Annotated in this window: 18 protein-coding genes; 9 read left to right on the top strand and 9 right to left on the bottom strand. The window is 69.4% G+C overall.

Features of this window, described 5'->3' with window-relative positions; all coding sequences use genetic code 11:
- The 3 genes from E8A12_RS17915 to E8A12_RS17905 form a co-directional block, all read left to right on the top strand.
- Positions 1–420, top strand: a 420-nt coding sequence (locus E8A12_RS17915) for a transporter associated domain-containing protein (protein WP_293371330.1), incomplete at its 5' end; no start/stop codon positions are given.
- A 109-nt stretch (positions 421–529) separates the two neighbouring features.
- A complete protein-coding gene (locus E8A12_RS17910; protein WP_293371328.1) occupies positions 530–928 on the top strand; it encodes a response regulator in 399 nt (132 codons plus the stop codon).
- A gap of 282 nt (positions 929–1210) precedes the next feature.
- Positions 1211–2893, top strand: a complete 1683-nt coding sequence (locus E8A12_RS17905; protein WP_293371326.1) for a hypothetical protein — start codon at positions 1211–1213, stop codon at positions 2891–2893.
- On the opposite strand, the gene E8A12_RS17900 is transcribed toward E8A12_RS17905, so the two are convergent.
- The 4 genes from E8A12_RS17900 to E8A12_RS17885 form a co-directional block, all read right to left on the bottom strand.
- On the bottom strand, positions 2890–5154 hold the full coding sequence (locus E8A12_RS17900) for a xanthine dehydrogenase family protein molybdopterin-binding subunit (RefSeq protein WP_293371324.1): 2265 nt from the start codon (positions 5152–5154) through the stop codon (positions 2890–2892). The genes E8A12_RS17905 and E8A12_RS17900 overlap by 4 nt on opposite strands.
- Positions 5151–6107 carry a xanthine dehydrogenase family protein subunit M gene (locus tag E8A12_RS17895; RefSeq protein ID WP_293371322.1) on the bottom strand — a complete coding sequence of 319 codons (957 nt, stop codon included), beginning with the start codon at positions 6105–6107 and terminating at the stop codon, positions 5151–5153. The genes E8A12_RS17900 and E8A12_RS17895 overlap by 4 nt, the downstream gene beginning before the upstream one ends.
- Positions 6104–6610 carry a 2Fe-2S iron-sulfur cluster-binding protein gene (locus tag E8A12_RS17890; protein ID WP_293371320.1) on the bottom strand — a complete coding sequence of 169 codons (507 nt, stop codon included), beginning with the start codon at positions 6608–6610 and terminating at the stop codon, positions 6104–6106. The genes E8A12_RS17895 and E8A12_RS17890 overlap by 4 nt, the downstream gene beginning before the upstream one ends.
- A 61-nt stretch (positions 6611–6671) precedes the next feature.
- Entirely contained in the window at positions 6672–6944 is a 273-nt protein-coding gene (locus tag E8A12_RS17885; protein ID WP_293371318.1) for a BolA family protein, read from the bottom strand.
- 52 nt (positions 6945–6996) lie between these two features.
- On the opposite strand from E8A12_RS17885, the gene E8A12_RS17880 reads away from it, so the two are divergent.
- From E8A12_RS17880 to E8A12_RS17860, 5 genes are all read left to right on the top strand, one after another.
- Positions 6997–7647, top strand: a complete 651-nt coding sequence (locus E8A12_RS17880) for a J domain-containing protein (RefSeq protein ID WP_293371316.1) — start codon at positions 6997–6999, stop codon at positions 7645–7647.
- 37 nt (positions 7648–7684) lie between these two features.
- The gene (locus E8A12_RS17875) at positions 7685–8413 is read left to right on the top strand and encodes a TlpA disulfide reductase family protein (protein WP_293371314.1); all 729 of its coding nucleotides are present in this window, start codon (positions 7685–7687) and stop codon (positions 8411–8413) included.
- Between the two features lie 4 nt (positions 8414–8417).
- Entirely contained in the window at positions 8418–9320 is a 903-nt protein-coding gene (locus E8A12_RS17870) for a hypothetical protein (RefSeq protein ID WP_293371312.1), read from the top strand.
- A 158-nt stretch (positions 9321–9478) separates the two neighbouring features.
- The gene (locus E8A12_RS17865) at positions 9479–10327 is read left to right on the top strand and encodes a hypothetical protein (RefSeq protein WP_293371310.1); all 849 of its coding nucleotides are present in this window, start codon (positions 9479–9481) and stop codon (positions 10325–10327) included.
- Between the two features lie 55 nt (positions 10328–10382).
- Positions 10383–10694, top strand: coding sequence for a response regulator (locus tag E8A12_RS17860; RefSeq protein ID WP_363212413.1), 312 nt, complete (start codon positions 10383–10385; stop codon positions 10692–10694).
- Between the two features lie 15 nt (positions 10695–10709).
- Here E8A12_RS17860 and E8A12_RS17855 read toward each other — a convergent pair whose 3' ends face one another.
- The 3 genes from E8A12_RS17855 to E8A12_RS17845 form a co-directional block, all read right to left on the bottom strand.
- Entirely contained in the window at positions 10710–11402 is a 693-nt protein-coding gene (locus E8A12_RS17855; protein WP_293371308.1) for a glycine zipper 2TM domain-containing protein, read from the bottom strand.
- A gap of 114 nt (positions 11403–11516) precedes the next feature.
- Positions 11517–12152, bottom strand: coding sequence for a glutathione S-transferase family protein (locus E8A12_RS17850; RefSeq protein WP_293371306.1), 636 nt, complete (start codon positions 12150–12152; stop codon positions 11517–11519).
- Between the two features lie 7 nt (positions 12153–12159).
- A complete protein-coding gene (locus E8A12_RS17845; protein ID WP_293371304.1) occupies positions 12160–13161 on the bottom strand; it encodes an aldo/keto reductase in 1002 nt (333 codons plus the stop codon).
- 206 nt (positions 13162–13367) lie between these two features.
- Between E8A12_RS17845 and E8A12_RS17840 the strand changes: the two genes are divergently transcribed.
- A complete protein-coding gene (locus tag E8A12_RS17840) occupies positions 13368–15272 on the top strand; it encodes a pyrroloquinoline quinone-dependent dehydrogenase (RefSeq protein ID WP_293371302.1) in 1905 nt (634 codons plus the stop codon).
- On the opposite strand, the gene E8A12_RS17835 is transcribed toward E8A12_RS17840, so the two are convergent.
- Together E8A12_RS17835 and E8A12_RS17830 are read right to left on the bottom strand one after the other, a co-directional pair.
- Positions 15269–15631, bottom strand: coding sequence for a DUF4180 domain-containing protein (locus tag E8A12_RS17835; RefSeq protein ID WP_293371300.1), 363 nt, complete (start codon positions 15629–15631; stop codon positions 15269–15271). The genes E8A12_RS17840 and E8A12_RS17835 overlap by 4 nt on opposite strands.
- A 2-nt stretch (positions 15632–15633) precedes the next feature.
- Positions 15634–16044, bottom strand: coding sequence for a helix-turn-helix domain-containing protein (locus E8A12_RS17830; protein ID WP_293371298.1), 411 nt, complete (start codon positions 16042–16044; stop codon positions 15634–15636).
- Positions 16045–16054 lie beyond the last annotated feature (10 nt).

Here is a 16054-nt window from a genome sequence, read left to right as displayed (position 1 = left end):
ACCAGCCTGAAGGACCAGCTTGCCGCCTTTCTGAAACGCCGCACCCACTTCGCCCTTGTGGTGGATGAATATGGTGCGCTGGAGGGCCTGGTCACGCTGGAGGACATCCTCGAGGAGATCGTCGGCGAGATCGAGGACGAACACGACGAGGCGGTGAGCGGCGTAAAGCCAGCCGAGGACGGCTCGGTCGTCGTCGACGGCGCCGTCACCATCCGCGATCTGAACCGCGCGCTCAACTGGGACCTGCCTGACGACGAGGCGGTGACGGTGGCGGGCCTCTTGATCCACGAGGTGAGGCGCATCCCCGATCCGGGCCAGACCTTCACCTTCCACGGCCGCCGGTTCACCGTGCTGGAGCGGAAGGTCAATCGCGTCACCCGCCTGCAGATCTGGCCGGCTGCGGAGCGCGATGACGATTGAACGCCTGCGTCGGCTGCCCGACGCAACTGAAGATCGCGCTTGATCAGATATGGCAACGTCTGTTGGTGTCCACCTCACGTTGCGCCTTGAAGGCCCTGGAGCCCACGGAATGACCGACACCGCCCAACTCGCCGGCCTACGTGTTCTGGTGGTGGAGGATGAGATGATGGTCTCGATGCTGATCGAGGACATGCTGACCGACCTGGGTTGCACCGTGGTCGGGCCCGCTTCGCGGCTGGACGAAGCCATGGAACTGGCCGAGTCCAGCGAACTCGACTGCGCAGTGCTGGACGTGAACCTGGGCGGCCAGCCGATCTTCCCGCTCGCCGACCTGCTGCGCGCGCGCGGGCGGCCATTCGCCTTCGCGACAGGTTATGGAGATGCGGGGTTGAGGGACGTCGACCGAGGTACGCCGGTGCTGCAGAAACCCTTCCGCGAAGGCGACCTGGCCCGCGTGCTCGCAGAGCTGCGCGCCAAGGTCGGCTCAGCGGAAGCTAAAGGTAGCTGAGGGCCCCTGCGCCCCAGCCGCCAAGCAGCAGGGTCAAGGCGCCAGCCAGCGACGCCAGCGGCAGTATGAGTTTCACGTCCCGTCTCCTCAAAGTCTCGAAAGCTCTGCCTTCAAGACGCCTGAGATAGGTACGTCGCGACATGGTAAAAGACGCCGAATTCGCATCACTGTTATGCGATTTTGGAAATGCCGACCGGCGGGCGGCCGCCTGAACATTTTTGGCTCGATTGACCGGCTGCCCCAGACCGCGTTTGGATTGGACCGCAGCGTGGGAGGCTTGGGATGCGGAGAGCACTGGCGATCGGCGCGCTCTTGGCGCTTGGCCCGACGATCACCGCGGCGGACGTGCAGCCGGACCCGGTGATCGGGCACATCTGCGGCGCGGCCGCGCCCGAGACGACGCCGGCCGTCAGCGCCTCGCCGCCGGGCCAGAAGATCCTCGCCGGCTACGGCTCAGGCGGTTTTGTCGTGCGCACCGCCAGCCCGCAGGCGCAGGCCTATTTCGACAACGGCATGCAACTGGCCCACGCCTTCGCCCACAAGCCGGCGATCGCCGCCTTCCAGGAGGCTGAGAAGCTCGACCCAACCTGCGCCATGTGCGCCTGGGGCGAGGCTTGGGCGCGCGGCCCGACCATCAACTACACCGTCGACGACAAGGAGCAGGCGAAGCTCGCCGACCTCGCCGACAAGGCCGCCGCTCTGGCAAAGGACGGGCCGGCAAGCGAGCAGAAGCTGATCGCGGCGCTGCAACTGCGCTACCGTAAAGGCGGCGGCATGGGCCCCGGCGACGACGCCTTCGCGCGCGCCATGGACCAGCTGGCCCGCGAGAACCCCACCGACAACGAGATCGCCATCGTCGCCGCCGACAGCTGGATGATCCCCGCGGCCAACAGGGAGACGCGGGAAAACCTGCCCCGCGCCCTGGAGCTGATCGGCGGGGCCCTGCGCCGCAAACCCGACGACACCGGGGCCATCCACTTCTACATCCACGCCACGGAGATGAGCGGTTTCGGGGGCCAGGCGGAGGCCTATGCCGACACCCTGCAAAGGCTGGCGCCCTCGGCCAGCCACCTGACTCACATGCCCTCGCACACCTACTATATCGTGGGCCGCTACGAGGACGCGGTGCGGGCCAACCAGTCGGCCATCAAGCTCGACATCGACAATGCCGCCCGCCAGGGGCTAGGCGGCGATCCCTGGCGATTGACCTACCACTCCCACAACGTCCAGTTCGCCACCGGCGCGGCGCTGATGAGCGGCGACGGAGCCGCGGCCCTGAGCCAAGCCCAATCGGCCTTCGACCATGCGGCCAAGGCCAGGTCGATCGGGTCGTTCGATCAGTTCGTGATCGGAACCGCCTATTTCGCAGAGGGGCGCTTCGCGGCGCCCGACGAGGTGCTGGCCTTGCCAGAACCGGCGGCCGACCGCGGATACCTGCGGGCGATGTATCGCTACGCCCGCGGCGAGGCCTATGCGCGCAAGGGCGACGCCGCCGGCGTGCGGCGTGAACTCGCGGCGATCGAGACCCCTTCGGCGGACATCAAGGCGCTCGGCTCCTACGGGACGCAGATGGACGCCATGGTGGATGTGGCGAAGCTCGTCCTCGCCGGCCGCGCGGCGATGGCCGAGGGCAAACCCGCCGACGCCGCCAAGGCCTTCAGCAGCGCCGCCCAGATCGAGGACCGCGTGCTGGGCAGGCTCAGCGACCCGCCGGGGTGGTGGTATCCGGTCCGCCGCAGCTACGCCGCGGCCCTGTTGGAACAGGGCAAAGCCGATGAGGCCGCGGCCCAGGCCCGCCAGACGCTCAAGACCTGGCGCGCCGATCCGGTGACCCTGACCATCCTGGCCCAGGCGGAACGCAAGCTGGGGGACGGCAAGGCCGCCGACCTGCACATGGCCGAAGCCCGCCGCGCCTGGCATGGCGCGACGGCTTTGGCCGCCGTGAGCGCGCTCCCGGCCGCCTAGAGGCCCTTAGCCATCAGCGCCGCCAGCAGCTTGTCCGGGGTGATCGGGTAATCACGCACCCGGACCCCGCAGGCGTTGTAGATGGCGTTGGCCACCGCGGCGCCGGCGCCGGAGATGCCGAGCTCGCCGACACCCTTGATGCCCATGGGGTTAGCCTTGTCGTCCACCTCGTCGAGCATGATGGCGTCCAGCTCGCCGATGTCGGCCTGCACCGGCACAAGGTAACTCGCCAGGTCCTGGTTGATCAGCGAGCCGTAGCGCGGGTCGACGGCATTGCCCTCGGTGAGCGCCGAACCCACGCCCCAGATCATCCCGCCGGTCAGCTGGCTGCGGGCGGTCTTGTAGTTGAGGATCCGGCCCGCCGCGAAGACACCCAGCATCCTTCGGGTCCGCACCTCGCCGGTGACGGTATCCACCCCAACCTCCACATAGTGGGCGCCGTAGGTGTGCGAGCTCCACATCCCGGCGTCGGCGGCGGGACGGACCTCGCCCTCGGCGGTCAGGCCTTCTGGGCGGTTGCGGCGGATCAGGTCGGAGAGCCGCTCCGAGCGGTTGGCGATGGCGATGACGCCGTCCTGGAAGGTGATGTCCTCGGACGGACCGCCGAACAGTGGCGACGCCGGATCGGCGACGGCGATCTCGGCGATGGCGGCCCGCAGGTTCATGCCGGCGTCCAGCGCCGCCGAGCCGGCGGTGGCCGCCCCGAACTGGCCGCCGGAACCGGGCGCGGGCGGCAGCTCGCTATCGCCGATCTCGACGCGGACGTCGCCCAGCGGCACGCCCAGGGTCTCCGCCGCGATCTGGGCCAGCACCGTATAGGTGCCGGTGCCGATGTCGGTCATGCCCTGCTTGACGGTGATCACACCCTCGGCGTCGACGGTGAAGCTGCACTTGGCGGGCAAAAGGAAGTTGCCGCGGATCGCGGCCGCCATGCCCAGTCCCACCAGCCAGCGGCCGTCGCGGACCTGGCCCGGCGTCGGGTTGCGGTTGTCCCATCCGAAGGTTTGCGCGCCCTCGCGCATGCAGCGCACCAGCTGGCGGATCGAGAACGGCTTGCCGGTTTCCGGGTCGGTCGGCGGCTCGTTGAGGATGCGCAGTTCGACCGGATCCATGCCGAGCTTTTCGGCCAGCTCGTCCATGGCCACTTCCAGGCTGAGCGTGCCGGACGCCTCGCCCGGCGCGCGCATGGCGCTGGCCACCGGCAGGTCGAGCCGGATCAGGCGGTGCCCGGTCAGCCGGTTGGGCGCGGCGTAGAGGTTCCGCGCGAAGTTCGAGGCGTGCTCGGTGAAGCTGCCGCGCCGGTCGCAGTGGGTGACGGTCATCAGCGACATGGCGGTGAGCTTGCCGTCGGGCGTGGCGCCTAAGCGCACGTGGAGGTCGGTCGCCGGGCGGTGCACGGTGCCGTGCATCATCTGCTGACGGGAGAGCGCGATCTTCACCGGCCGGCCGAGCTCGCGCGCCGCCAGCGAGGCCAGCACCAGGTCCTCGTAGAACGAGCCCTTGCCGCCGAAGCCGCCGCCCACGTAACGGGTCAACAGGCGCACGTTCTTGTGCGGCACCATCAGGGTCTCGGCGAGCGAGTTCTGGGCGAAGCGCACCATCTGCACCGAGGTGTGGACCGTCAGCTGATCGCCGTCCCACCAGGCGGTGGTCGCACAGGGCTCCATCTGGCAGTGGTTCTGCAGGGGCGTGCGCCAGACCTCGTCGACGGTAACGGGCGCCGCGGCGAAGGCCGCCTCGAAGTCGCCGATCTCCACATCGGATTCGCCCGGCGGCTGGACGGCCTCGTCGAAGTGGTCGTGGAATGCCACCGCCTTGGCGCCATCCTCGAACGTCAGGTTCACCAGCGCGGCGCCGGCCTGGGCGTTTTCCAGGGTGTCGGCGACGACCACGGCGACCTGCTGGCCGAAGTAGTAGACCTGATCGGAATCCAGCGCCGGCCGCGGCGAGGGCGTGAAGAAGTCATAGCGCTCGGGCCGAGGGCCCTGGGCCGGGGCGTTCCTGTAGGTCCAGACGAGCTGGACGCCCGGCGAGGCCTCTGCGGCGGCGGTGTCGACGTGGGTGATTCGGCCCTTGGCGATGGGCGCGGAGACCAGGACGCCATAGGCCGGCGGCGACGGGGGCTCGACCTCGTAGGCGTAGGGCGCGGTCCCGGTGACCTTGAGCGGGCCTTCGTAGCGGTCGACCGCCTTGCCGATATTGCCCGCGCGGTTCGTCTTGACCGGATTGGGCGTGGCTTCCCAGTCGAGGACGGAATTCATGGCCTCGCTCCCTGTTCGCGGGCCTCGGCGATGGCCGCCGGGACCAGGCGGCTGACGAGGTCGATCTTGAAGCCGTTGCGGCCATTCTCGCTGGCGGCCTCCAGCTCTCGTCCGATGGCCTCGGCGGGCGAGGCGCCGTCCTTCAGCGCCGCTTCCGCGTCGACCGCGCGCCAGGGCTTGTGGGCCACCGCGCCCAGCGCCAGGTTGCCGCCGACCACCGCAACGCTGGCCAGGCCGCCGGCGTAGGAGGCTCGGTCGCGCACCTTGCGATAGACCTGCCCGCCCAGAGGCGCCGGCGGAAGGACGACAGCGGTGATCAGTTCGCCGGGGACCAGATGGGTCTCCACATCCGGGGTCTCGCCCGGGAGGCGGTGCAGCTCCAGGATCGGGAAGGCCCGCGCCCGCCCGGAGGGCGAAAGGGTCTCGACCGTCGCGCCGAGCGCGGTCAGGGCGACCGCCATGTCCGACGGATGGGTGGCGATGCAGGCATGGCTGGCGCCGAAGATCGCCGAGTTGCGGTTTAGCCCTTCCAGCGCCCCGCAGCCGGAGCCGGGCTCACGCTTATTGCAGGGCTTGGTGGTGTCATAGAAGTAGGCGCACCGGGTCCGCTGCAACAGGTTGCCTCCGGTGGTGGCCTTGTTGCGCAGTTGTCCCGAGGCTCCGGCGACGATGGCCTGGGTCAGCACCGGATAGCGGGCGCGCACCCGGGCGTCAGCGGCCACGTGGCTGTTGGTGGCCATGGCGCCGATGCGCAATCCCCCTTCCGGCGTGTCCTCGATCGCGGCCATCGGCAGGCGGCCGACGTCGATCAGATGCGCCGGACGCTCGATCTCCAGCTTCATCAGGTCGAGCAGATTGGTGCCGCCGGCCAGGAACTTGGCGTTGGGCGTTTCGGCGGCGGCCTTCACCGCCGCGGCGGCGTCGGTCGCGCGCTCGTAGGTGAACGGCCTCATGCCACTTCTCCAGCCACGGACTTGATCGCCGCCACGATCTGCGGATAGGCCGAGCAGCGGCAGATGTTGCCGCTCATCCGTTCGCGCAGTTCGTCGTCGGTGAGCCGGATCTTGCCGGTCAGGTCGCGCGTCTCCTGGCTGGGCCAGTTGTCGGCCACCTCCTGCAGCATGCCGAGCGCCGAGCAGATCTGGCCGGGCGTGCAATAGCCGCACTGGAAGGCGTCCTCGGTCAGGAACGCCTGCTGGAGGGGGCTGAGCTTCCCGGCCGCGCCGACGCCCTCGATGGTGGTGACCGCGTCGCCGTCGTGCATCACCGCCAGCGACAGGCAGCTGTTGATCCGCACGCCGTTCACCAGGACCGTGCAGGCCCCGCACTGGCCGTGGTCGCAGCCCTTCTTGCTGCCGGTCAGCCGCAGATGTTCGCGCAGCGCGTCGAGCAGGGTGGTGCGCGGGTCGACGTCGAGCGCGCGCGCCTGACCGTTGACGGTGATCGTGGTCTTCAAACGAAGGCCTCCCCGAGATGTCGGCCGCACGATCGGCGGCTCTTGAAAATCGTAGCAGGCCCTAGGCTTCGCCCGGCGCCAGAGTCTTGACCGACAGCGCATGCAGCGGCCCGGCCAGCTCGTCGGCGAGCGCGCGATAGACCATGCGCTGGCGGGCGACCTTGGCTGCGCCTTCGAAAGCCGCGGACTCGATCAGCACGTTGAAGTGGCTCTCCCCGTCCGGATGGGCGCCCGCGTGACCCGCATGACGTGCGGAGTCGTCCTGGATTTCCAGACGGGTCGGCGCGAAGGCCAAGGTCAGTTTCGATTGGATGGCATCAAATATGGCGCCCATCGTCCGTATCTTCAATTCTTGAAAGGGATTATCTCGCCTCCATACTTGGCCCATGCCCGCTGCGTTTCAATACAAGCCGCGTTTTGTCGACATCCGGGTGCGACCGCCCTCGGAGGAGGAGGACGCACGCGCCAATGATGTGAACGCCCTGAAGCCCGGCGAACGGGCCTGCGACCACCCCGGCTGCCTGAAGGCCGCCACCGCGCGGGCCCCGAAATCCCGCGACATGCTGAACGAGCACTACTGGTTCTGTCAGCCGCACGCGGCGGAATACAACCGCAACTGGAACTTCTTCGCGGGCCTCAGCGAGGCCGAGATCCGCCGCCGCCAGACCGACGAACTGTTCACCGGCGGCCGTCCCACCTGGGAGATGAAGGCCGGGCGGATGAGCCGCGAGGCCGCCGCCTTCTCCAATAAATTCCGCAAGGGCGAGGGCTATCGCGACCCGTTCAACCTGTTCGGCAAAAACGGCGGCAAGCCGATGCCCGAGGCCGAGGACCGCCATCTCGGCAAGATCGAGCGCAACGCCCTGGCCGACCTGGACCTCGACGTGAACGCCGACGGCCCGAAGATCCGCACCCGCTACACCGAGCTGGTCCGCCGCCTGCACCCGGACGCCAACGGCGGCGACCGGGCCGGCGAGAACCGCCTGCAGCGGGTGATCAAGGCCTACCAGACCCTGCGCAAGGCCGGGATGGTGTAGCGGCGCGATCGCACGCGCTTGGGGAGACAGGGACGCCATGGAGGCCACGCGCCGTTCGGTGCTTTCGGGAGTGGGGGCTGCGCTCGCCTCGCCCGCCATCGCCACGGCGAGCGGCAGGTCGCCGCCCATCGCCTGGTCCGAAACGCCGGCCTTCGCCGACAGCCCGCTGGCGGCCAACACCGCGGCTCGGCGATTCGTGGCCCCGGCCGGCCACGCCGTCTGGCCGGAAGAGCTGGAACTGCTGGGTCCCGGCGGACCGCAATCCATCGCGGCGTGGCGTGGCAAGACCATGCTCGTGGCGCTCTGGGCGGAATGGTGCGCGCCCTGCCTGGCGGAGATGCCAGCGCTGGCGCGGCTGAACCGCAGCTATCGCAATCCGAGGTTCGAGATCGCGCCGATCGTCACGGGCTCGAAGACGCTGCATTCCGTCGCCGACGCGCAGAGCCGGCTTGCAGCCTTGCCAGGCGCCGATATCGACACCCTGCTGGACGCCAGCCCCGATGGCGGCGCGCTGATGCACGCCCTGGCCAACAGCCCGCCACCGCCGGGGTTCAAGGCGCCGCCCGGCGCCACGGTGATCAGCGCCACCCTGCCCTGCCTGCTGGTGGTCGATCCCGCAGGGCGCCTGCGCGGTCGCGCCTTGGGCGGCTCGGGCCCTGGCGAGCGCAACCTGTGGGACATGCCCGGCGGCGAGGCCTTCATCAAGCGGCTGGCCGACGGCGCGGTGGGCGGCGAGCTCGCAGCGCCGACCCGCACGACAGCCTAGGGCCATGGTCTCGCGCGGAGCCCTGCCGCTGATCGCCGCCGCACTCCTGGCGTCCGCCGCCGCCTCTTCGGCGGCCCCGCCCATTTCGCCGTCCACCACCGTCGAAGGCGTCACCGTCGAGGCGCCCAAGCCCGAACCGGAGAAGCTTGCGGAGAAGGTGAATCGCTTCGTCATGGGACACAGCGTTCCCGGACGGACCGACCACATTTCCCGCTGGGCGAAGCCGGTATGCCCGCAGACCTTTGGCCTCGCCCCGGAGATGAACACCTTCGTCTCGGCCCGGGTGAGGGCCGTCGCCGCCAGCGTCGGGGCGCCGGATCAGCGTCCCGGGGCCGCTTGTGAAACCAATGTGCTGATCATCTTCTCCACCGACCCGCAGGGCTTGATGGACGACGTCCGCAACCACCATTCGCGGATGCTGGGCTTCCACTATTTCGCCCAGGCCAAGCGGCTGGCGACGGTGAGCCGGCCGATCCAAGCCTGGTACATGACCGGCACTGAGGGCAAGCACCAGGAGCCGGAGTTGGACGACGAGTTTCTCCCGATGCCCGGCGGCGCGGCCGGAAGCCGCCTAAGCGATGGGCTGACCAGCCGGTTCGTCGCGGTGCTGGTCGTGATCGATTCCGGCAAGGTCGCCGACCACGAGATCGGCGCCGTCGCCGATGACGCGGCCATGCTCACCCTCATGCACGTCCCGCCGGCCAAGGGTTGCAGCGAGCTGCCGACCATCCTCGACCTGCTCAATCCCACCTGCCCGGCCAGCGACGACCCGCCGGGCCTGACGCCCTACGACCTGGGCTTTCTCAAGGGGCTGTATTCCACCGAGCCGACCGACTTCCTGTCGGCCCAGCGCAGCGAGATCGGCAGCCGCATCCTGCGCGAGATGTCAGGCTCCGCCACCCACTAGACACCCGATCGGTCGCCAAGGTTGACGACCCAGCCACCCTGGCCTCGAATGCCATGGCGCGGAGAACGCCGATGACGACCAGCGCTCGCAGATTGGCCTTGATCTTAGCCGCATCGCTGACGGCTTTGAGCGCCTCGGCTCGAACAGCGTCCGAACGAGTGGAAGGGCCAACGCCGGCGCCCACTGCGGCTTCCCCCACCGTCGATACCCTCACCGTCGTGGCGCCGAAGGCGGAGCAGGAGAAGCTGCCGACCCTGGTCAACCGCTTCGTCGAGGCCCACAGCGCCATCAGCCGCATCGATCAGCTGTCGCGGTGGGCCGGGCCGGTGTGCCCGCAGACCGGCGGCCTGACCGCGCCCTTCGACGCCTATGTCACGGCGCGAGTGAAGGCAGTGGCCGCCAGCGTCGGCGCGCCGATCGACAAACATCCCAATCGAAACTTTCCCTGCAAGACCAACCTGCTGATTGTCTTCACCACCACGCCGCAGACGCTGATGGACAATGTGCGCAAACATCATCCGCAGATGCTCGGCTTCCATTACGCCGCCCAGGCCCAGCGGCTGGCGACCGTGAACCATCCGATCCAGGCCTGGTACATGACCGGCACGGCGCCCGAAGGGGGCGAGGTCGAACTCGACGACGAATTCCACCGGCTTCCTGGCGGGACCGCCGGCAGCCGGCTCACGTCGCGCATATCCAGCCAGTTCATGGGCGTCCTGGTGGTGATCGACGCCACCGCGATCGTCGGCCATCAGATCGGCGCCATCTCCGATAGCGCCACCATGCTGAGCCTGGCGCACGCCACCCAGGCCAAGGGTTGCAGCGAACTGCCCACGATCCTCGATTTCCTGAACCCAGATTGCCCGACGGGCGCCGATCCGCCGGGTCTGAGCCGTTACGACGTCGCCTATCTGAAGGGACTCTATTCCATCAACCCGGAGGAGCACCTCGCCGCCCAGCGCAGCGAGATCGGCAGCCGCATCCTGCGTGAGGTCGCCGCGCCCTGAACGCGGACGTCGCCGTTCACCGATCGCCCGCCGGCTAGGTAATTTTCCCTAAGATATTCAGCGGAATTGTCCGCGTGGCGGGTGTCTCGCTACCCTGGACATCCAGATGCCGGTGATGGATGGCGTGGCGGCGGCGCGGGAAATCCGGCGGATCGAGGCGGAGCGGGGCCTGCCCCGCACCACCGTGGTCGCGCTTTCAGCCAACGCCATGAGGCGCCAGGTGGCCGAGTACATCGCCGCCGGCATGGACGCCCATATCGCCAAGCCCATCCAGGTGGAGAAGCTCTACGCCATCCTCATGGCCGCCCTGCTGCAGCGGGAGAACGCCGGCCAGGACCGTGAGCCGGCTCTCGCCCGCTCCGCCTGACAGCGCGGCCAAGCCCTACCAGCGACGGTAGCGGTACTCCCATGGGCCCGGACGCCAGCCTGGGCTCCAGTAGGCGTCATGGGTCCAGTACCAGTAGCGGTAGGGCCGGTAGACCCAGACGCCGCCTTCGAAGAACCATGGGTTGTACCAGGCGGGGCCATAGGGTGGCGGCGGACCGTAGGCGAACCCGGGCGCGCCGGTGCGGATGAAGTACCCGGGCGGGCATTCGGCCGACTCTGCCGAATTGGCCCCGATCGCGGCGCCGGCGGTGGCGCCCAGAGCGCCGCCGATGATCGAGCCGCCAGTCCTGGAGTGGCGGCCAGAGACGTTGGAGCCGATCACCGCGCCGAGGATGCCGCCGATGATCGCGCCGGCGGCGGTGTGATTGTCGCGCCGGTCGACGCAATACTGCTGGGCCCAGCGGGAGTAGCGCTCCGCGTAGTCGCGGTCGGCGCGCTGGGCGCGGTCGTCGTAGACGGCCCCCTGGCTCTCATAGCCGGGCGGCGGCGGTGCATACTGTCCTTGCGGCGGGGCGATCGGCGGCGCGCCAGGCGGCCCATAGCCGGACTGGCCATACCCCGGCGGGGGACCGTAGCCGGGCGGCGGCGGAGGCGGCTGGGCCGAGGCGGCGGCGGCCTCGAGCGTCAGGCCGGCGGCCAGGGTCACAGCCAGAACCCTGGCGGCCACGCGGGTGGGATTAGTCTGCATCGCGATCTCCTCCTGATGCGCTGCGGGTCGAATACGTCCCGCATGGCTAAGCCCGATTTGGGGCCGAGTTGTGGAATTCCTAGTCCCCAATGTTTCAGTCCCCGTTGTCCGAGATCAAGGCCAGGGGACGAGCTCCTCGCGCCGGCAGAGGTCGGCGTAGGAGGGCAGCGATCCCATCCGCCCCAGGTAGGCTGCGAGCTCCGGCTGTTCGTCGGCGGAATGGGGCATGTTGCGCGACCAGCGCATCAGCATGGCGGCGAGATAGTCGGCCGCGCCCGGGGCGTCGCCGAACAGGAAGGGCCGGCCGTCGGAGAGGGCGGCGGCGAGTCGCGGCCAGGCGCCTTCGATGCGGCTTCTGGCCAGGTCACGCACGGCGTCCGCGCCGGCGGGGTCGCCATCCTTGTCGGCGTAGAACCAGTCGCGCATGGCCGGCGAGACGGTGTTGGCCAGGAAGACCATGGTCTCCAGCCACCGCGCCCGCTGCGGGTCGCCAGGCGCCGGCGCCAGGCCCGCCTGCGGGTGGCGCTCGGCCAGCAGCATCAGCAGCGCCGCGGATTCGCTGTAGGGCGCCCCGTCGATGACCAGGGTGGGCACGCGGCCGGCGGGGTTCAGCCGCAGATAGGTCGGATTCCGCTGGTCGGCGGCGTCGAAATCGAGCCGCACGGCCTCGAACGGCACGGCAAGCTCGATCAGCGCCCAATGCACCGCCATGCTGGCCGTGCCGGGAGAATAGTAGAGGGTGTAGGCCATGGTCGTTTCAGGCCTCCGCTTCGGCGGGCGTGCGCTCGGTGTCGACGCTGGCCTGCATGAAGGCCGGGTAGCGCGGGCCGGTGACGGTGCGTTCGTTCACCAGGGCGTCGACCTTGGCGACCATGCCTGCGGGCAGCACGATGCCGGCGGCCGCCGCATTCTCGCGCATGTGGCCGGGGTTCGCCGTGCCCGGGATCGAGACCAGGGTCGAATCCTTGGCCATCAGCCAGGCGAGGCACAGCTGGGCCGGGGTGCAGGGGACCGCCGCCGCCAGGGCCTCGAACTCATCCAGCAGCTTCAGGTTGGCGGCAAGGGCTTCCCCCTGGAAGCGCGGCATGGCGCTGCGCATGTCGCCCTCGCCGAACGCCGCCGGATCGCTGGCCCCGCCGGCCAGGAAGCCGCGGCCGACCGGCGAGAAGGCCACCAGCGTCACGCCCAACTCGTGGCAGGCGTCCAGCAGCGCGATCTCCGGGTTGCGGGTCCAGGGCGAATATTCGTTCTGCACGGCGGCGATGGGATGGACCGCGTGCGCCTTTCGCAAGGTCGGGCCGCTGATCTCCGACAGACCGATCGTGCGGATCTTGCCCTCGGCGACCAGGTCGGCAAGCGCGCCGACGCTCTCCTCGATGGGCACGCGCTTGTCCCAGCGGTGCAGGTAGTACAGGTCGATGACCTCGGTGTTCAGCCGCCTGAGGCTGCGCTCGCAGGTGTCCTTCAGGTTGGCCGGGCTGCCGTCGATCCTGCGCTCGTCGCCAACCGTGATGCCGCACTTGGACGCCAGCACGAACCTGTCGCGATGCGGGCCCAGGACCTCGCCGACCAGGGTCTCGTTGTGGCCCAGGCCGTAAACCGCGGCGGTGTCGAAGAAGGTGTAGCCGGCGTCGAGAGCGCCCTTCAGCACCTGTTCGGCGCGCTCGCGCGGCGCGGCGGGCCCGTAGCCATGGGAAAGGCTCATGCACCCCAGCCCGATGGCCGAGACCTCGAACGGACCGATGCTGCGCGTTTCCATGGCGAGGCTCTCCTTGGGGCTCGTCGGGAGAAACGGTCTGGCGCGGGTTGCGTCAAGCCCAAGGCTACCGTTCGTCCCTGGCGGCCCGCCGCTTGTCCCGGAAGGGCGCCGGAAGGCCCAGCAGCGGCGCCGCTGGTCCCTGGGCGCTGGCGGCGCAGCAGGGCAGGATGATGTTGCCGCCAGTCGTCTTGGATGGAGCAGGTGAGATGCGGAAGATCATGATGCTGGGCGCCGCCGCGGTGCTGGCGACGGGCGGCGCGGCCGGGGCCGACGAGTGGGGCGCCTACGGGCGTGACCCAGGCGGCAACCGCTTCTCGCCCCTGACCCAGGTCTCGGCGTCCAACGTAGCCAACCTCAAGCCCGCCTGGACCTTCCACACCGGCGACATCTCAGACGGCAAGACGAAGGCTGGCGGCCCGCGCAGCGGGTTCGAGACCACGCCGCTGATGCTGGACGGACGGCTCTATCTGACGACGCCGTTCAACCGGGTGATCGCCCTGGACCCGGCCACCGGCACGCAGCTCTGGGCCTACGATCCCAAGCTGGACCGCGCCAAGCCCTATGGCGATGGCCTGATCAACCGCGGCCTTGCCGCCTGGCGCGATCCCAAGGCCGGAAAGGGCGCCTGTGCGCTCAGGCTCTACGAGGCGACGCTGGACGCCCGCCTGGTTTCGGTAGACGCCGCCAGCGGCCAGCCCTGCGCCAGCTTCGGTGAGGCCGGTGAGGTCAGCCTGCGCGACGTCGCCCGCTACACCCCCGGCCAGTACCACATGACTTCGCCACCGATCGTGGTGGACGGCGTGGTGGTTGTGGGCTCGGCCATCGACGACAATGCGCGGGCCGACATGCCGGACGGCGTGGTCCGCGGCTTCGATGCGCGCACCGGTAAGCTGATATGGTCGTGGGAGCCGCTGCAGAAGCCCAAGGACGCCACCGACAAGACCTGGAACACCGGGGCCGGCAACGCCTGGACGGTGCTCAGCGCCGACCCCAAGCGCCATCTGGTCTATGTGCCCACCGGCAGCGCCAGCCCCGACTACTGGGGCGGGCTGCGCCCCGGCGACAATCGCTGGGCCAACTCGGTGGTGGCGCTGGACGCGCGGACCGGCAAACTCTCCTGGGGCTTCCAGCTCGTGCATCACGACCTCTGGGACTACGACACCGCCGCCGCCCCGCTCGCCACGACGCTCAAGCTGAAAGGCAAGGCGACGCCGGTGGTCATCGCCGGAAACAAGACCGGCATGGTCTTCGTGCTCGATCCCGCGACCGGCAAGCCGGTGCTGCCGGTCGAGGAGCGGCCCGTTCCGCAGAGCACCCTCTACGGCGAAAGGAGCTCGCCCACCCAGCCATTCCCCACCAGGACCCCGGCGCTGGTCCCGCAAGGCCAGGGGCCCGAGGCGGTGTGGGCGGTCTCCGACGCCGACCGCAAGTTCTGCACCGACACCATCGCCGCCATGTCCGGCCACACGATGTTCTCGCCGCCCAGCGAGCAGGGCATCCTGGCGATCCCGGGCAACGTTGGTGGCATCAACTGGAGCGGCTTTGCCTGGGACGCCGGCCACGGGCGGCTGATCGTCTCGGTGAGCAATCTGCCGGCCAAGGTGCGGATGATCTCGGCCAAGAACTTCGTGAAGGGCGACAAAGGCGACCTGCGCGCCGAGACCACTATGCAGATGGGCACGCCCTTCGCCATGAGCCGCGAGTTCCTGCGCGCCCCGTCCGGCCTGCCCTGCATCAAGCCGCCGTTCGGGGAGCTGATGGCGGTCGACCTGGACGCCGGCAAGATCGTCTGGCGCGTGCCGCTGGGCGCGCTGGAGGAACTGGCGCCCGGCGTGGGCCACATCGCCAAGGGCTCGATCGTGCTGGGCGGGCCGATCGTCACCGCTGGCGGCCTGATCTTCCAGGGCGGCACCATGGACAAGACGCTGCGCGCCTTCTCCACCGCCGACGGGAAGGAGCTGTGGAGCGCCGAACTGCCCGCCAGCGCCCACGCCACGCCCATGACCTACGAGGTCGGCGGCAAGCAGTACGTCGTGGTCGCCGCCGGCGGCTCGGCCAAGGTCGACGAGGAAAAGCAGGGCGACGCTCTGGTGGCGTTCGCGTTGCCTTAGCCGCCCACGAGCTTTCCCTCCAGCGCGGCCAGGTCCTCCACGAACCACACCGTCTTGCTGCGGTTGGATTCGCGGATGAAGTCGCGCAAGGGTTCGCTATTGGCCGCGACAGCGGAGACATCGCCGAGAACGGCGATCTGGAAGCGGTAGTTGACCAGCTTCTGCAGCACATAGCCGGCGACGCCTGTGGAGAGCCGCGGGAAATCCGGGCCGAGACGGGCGAGCGGGATGGCGGCCAGGCGCGCGCCGGAGCTGAACAGCTCGCCGATCAGGTCGCTGAGCGCGCGGTCGTCGGCCAGGCATGGCCCTTCCTCGACGCAGGCGAAGACGGCGTGGCCGGCGATCATATGGACAGCCATGCTCAGCGCTCCGAGAGCACCTGCACCATGCGCAGCATGGAGGCGGTGTCGGCGGGGGAGCCCACGATGACGATCTTCACGTGGCGGCGGACAGTATCGTAGGCCACGTCCAGGCTCATGGGCTCGGCGGGGGCCTCGGCGCCCATGCGGATGGCCGGCAGCGCGCGGGCCAGGTGCTGGGCCAGCGCCGGCTCCACGTCGGGGATGTCGACGATGCTGGTGACCCGCGCGGCCGACTCGCCCACGCCGCGCACCATGCCGGTCATAGCCTCCATGTCGGTGCGCAGAATGCGGTACGACTTGCCGACCTTGACGGCGCGCAGGCGGCCTTCGCGGATGAAGCGCAGCACGGTTTTCTTGTGCAGCTTCAGCCGTTCGGCGAACTGCTCGACGGTGTAGACTTCTTCCGACATGGGGAGTCGG

This window comes from Phenylobacterium sp. (assembly GCF_004799395.1).
Taxonomy (GTDB): Bacteria; Pseudomonadota; Alphaproteobacteria; order Caulobacterales; family Caulobacteraceae; genus Phenylobacterium.
The sequence above is the reverse complement of the archived record's forward strand: the minus strand, read 5'-3'. Positions and strand labels throughout refer to the sequence as shown.

What these genes read in the sequence shown, in the direction of transcription:
- E8A12_RS17900 (WP_293371324.1), bottom strand. Translation starts at nt 5,154, where the DNA reads ATGAATTCCGTCCTCGACTGGGAAGCCACGCCCAATCCGGTCAAGACG.
- E8A12_RS17840 (WP_293371302.1), top strand. Translation starts at nt 13,368, where the DNA reads ATGCGGAAGATCATGATGCTGGGCGCCGCCGCGGTGCTGGCGACGGGC.
- E8A12_RS17910 (WP_293371328.1), top strand. Translation starts at nt 530, where the DNA reads ATGACCGACACCGCCCAACTCGCCGGCCTACGTGTTCTGGTGGTGGAG.
- E8A12_RS17845 (WP_293371304.1), bottom strand. Translation starts at nt 13,161, where the DNA reads ATGGAAACGCGCAGCATCGGTCCGTTCGAGGTCTCGGCCATCGGGCTG.
- E8A12_RS17870 (WP_293371312.1), top strand. Translation starts at nt 8,418, where the DNA reads ATGGTCTCGCGCGGAGCCCTGCCGCTGATCGCCGCCGCACTCCTGGCG.
- E8A12_RS17885 (WP_293371318.1), bottom strand. Translation starts at nt 6,944, where the DNA reads ATGGGCGCCATATTTGATGCCATCCAATCGAAACTGACCTTGGCCTTC.
- E8A12_RS17830 (WP_293371298.1), bottom strand. Translation starts at nt 16,044, where the DNA reads ATGTCGGAAGAAGTCTACACCGTCGAGCAGTTCGCCGAACGGCTGAAG.
- E8A12_RS17880 (WP_293371316.1), top strand. Translation starts at nt 6,997, where the DNA reads ATGCCCGCTGCGTTTCAATACAAGCCGCGTTTTGTCGACATCCGGGTG.
- E8A12_RS17875 (WP_293371314.1), top strand. Translation starts at nt 7,685, where the DNA reads ATGGAGGCCACGCGCCGTTCGGTGCTTTCGGGAGTGGGGGCTGCGCTC.
- E8A12_RS17895 (WP_293371322.1), bottom strand. Translation starts at nt 6,107, where the DNA reads ATGAGGCCGTTCACCTACGAGCGCGCGACCGACGCCGCCGCGGCGGTG.
- E8A12_RS17905 (WP_293371326.1), top strand. Translation starts at nt 1,211, where the DNA reads ATGCGGAGAGCACTGGCGATCGGCGCGCTCTTGGCGCTTGGCCCGACG.
- E8A12_RS17855 (WP_293371308.1), bottom strand. Translation starts at nt 11,402, where the DNA reads ATGCAGACTAATCCCACCCGCGTGGCCGCCAGGGTTCTGGCTGTGACC.
- E8A12_RS17850 (WP_293371306.1), bottom strand. Translation starts at nt 12,152, where the DNA reads ATGGCCTACACCCTCTACTATTCTCCCGGCACGGCCAGCATGGCGGTG.
- E8A12_RS17835 (WP_293371300.1), bottom strand. Translation starts at nt 15,631, where the DNA reads ATGGCTGTCCATATGATCGCCGGCCACGCCGTCTTCGCCTGCGTCGAG.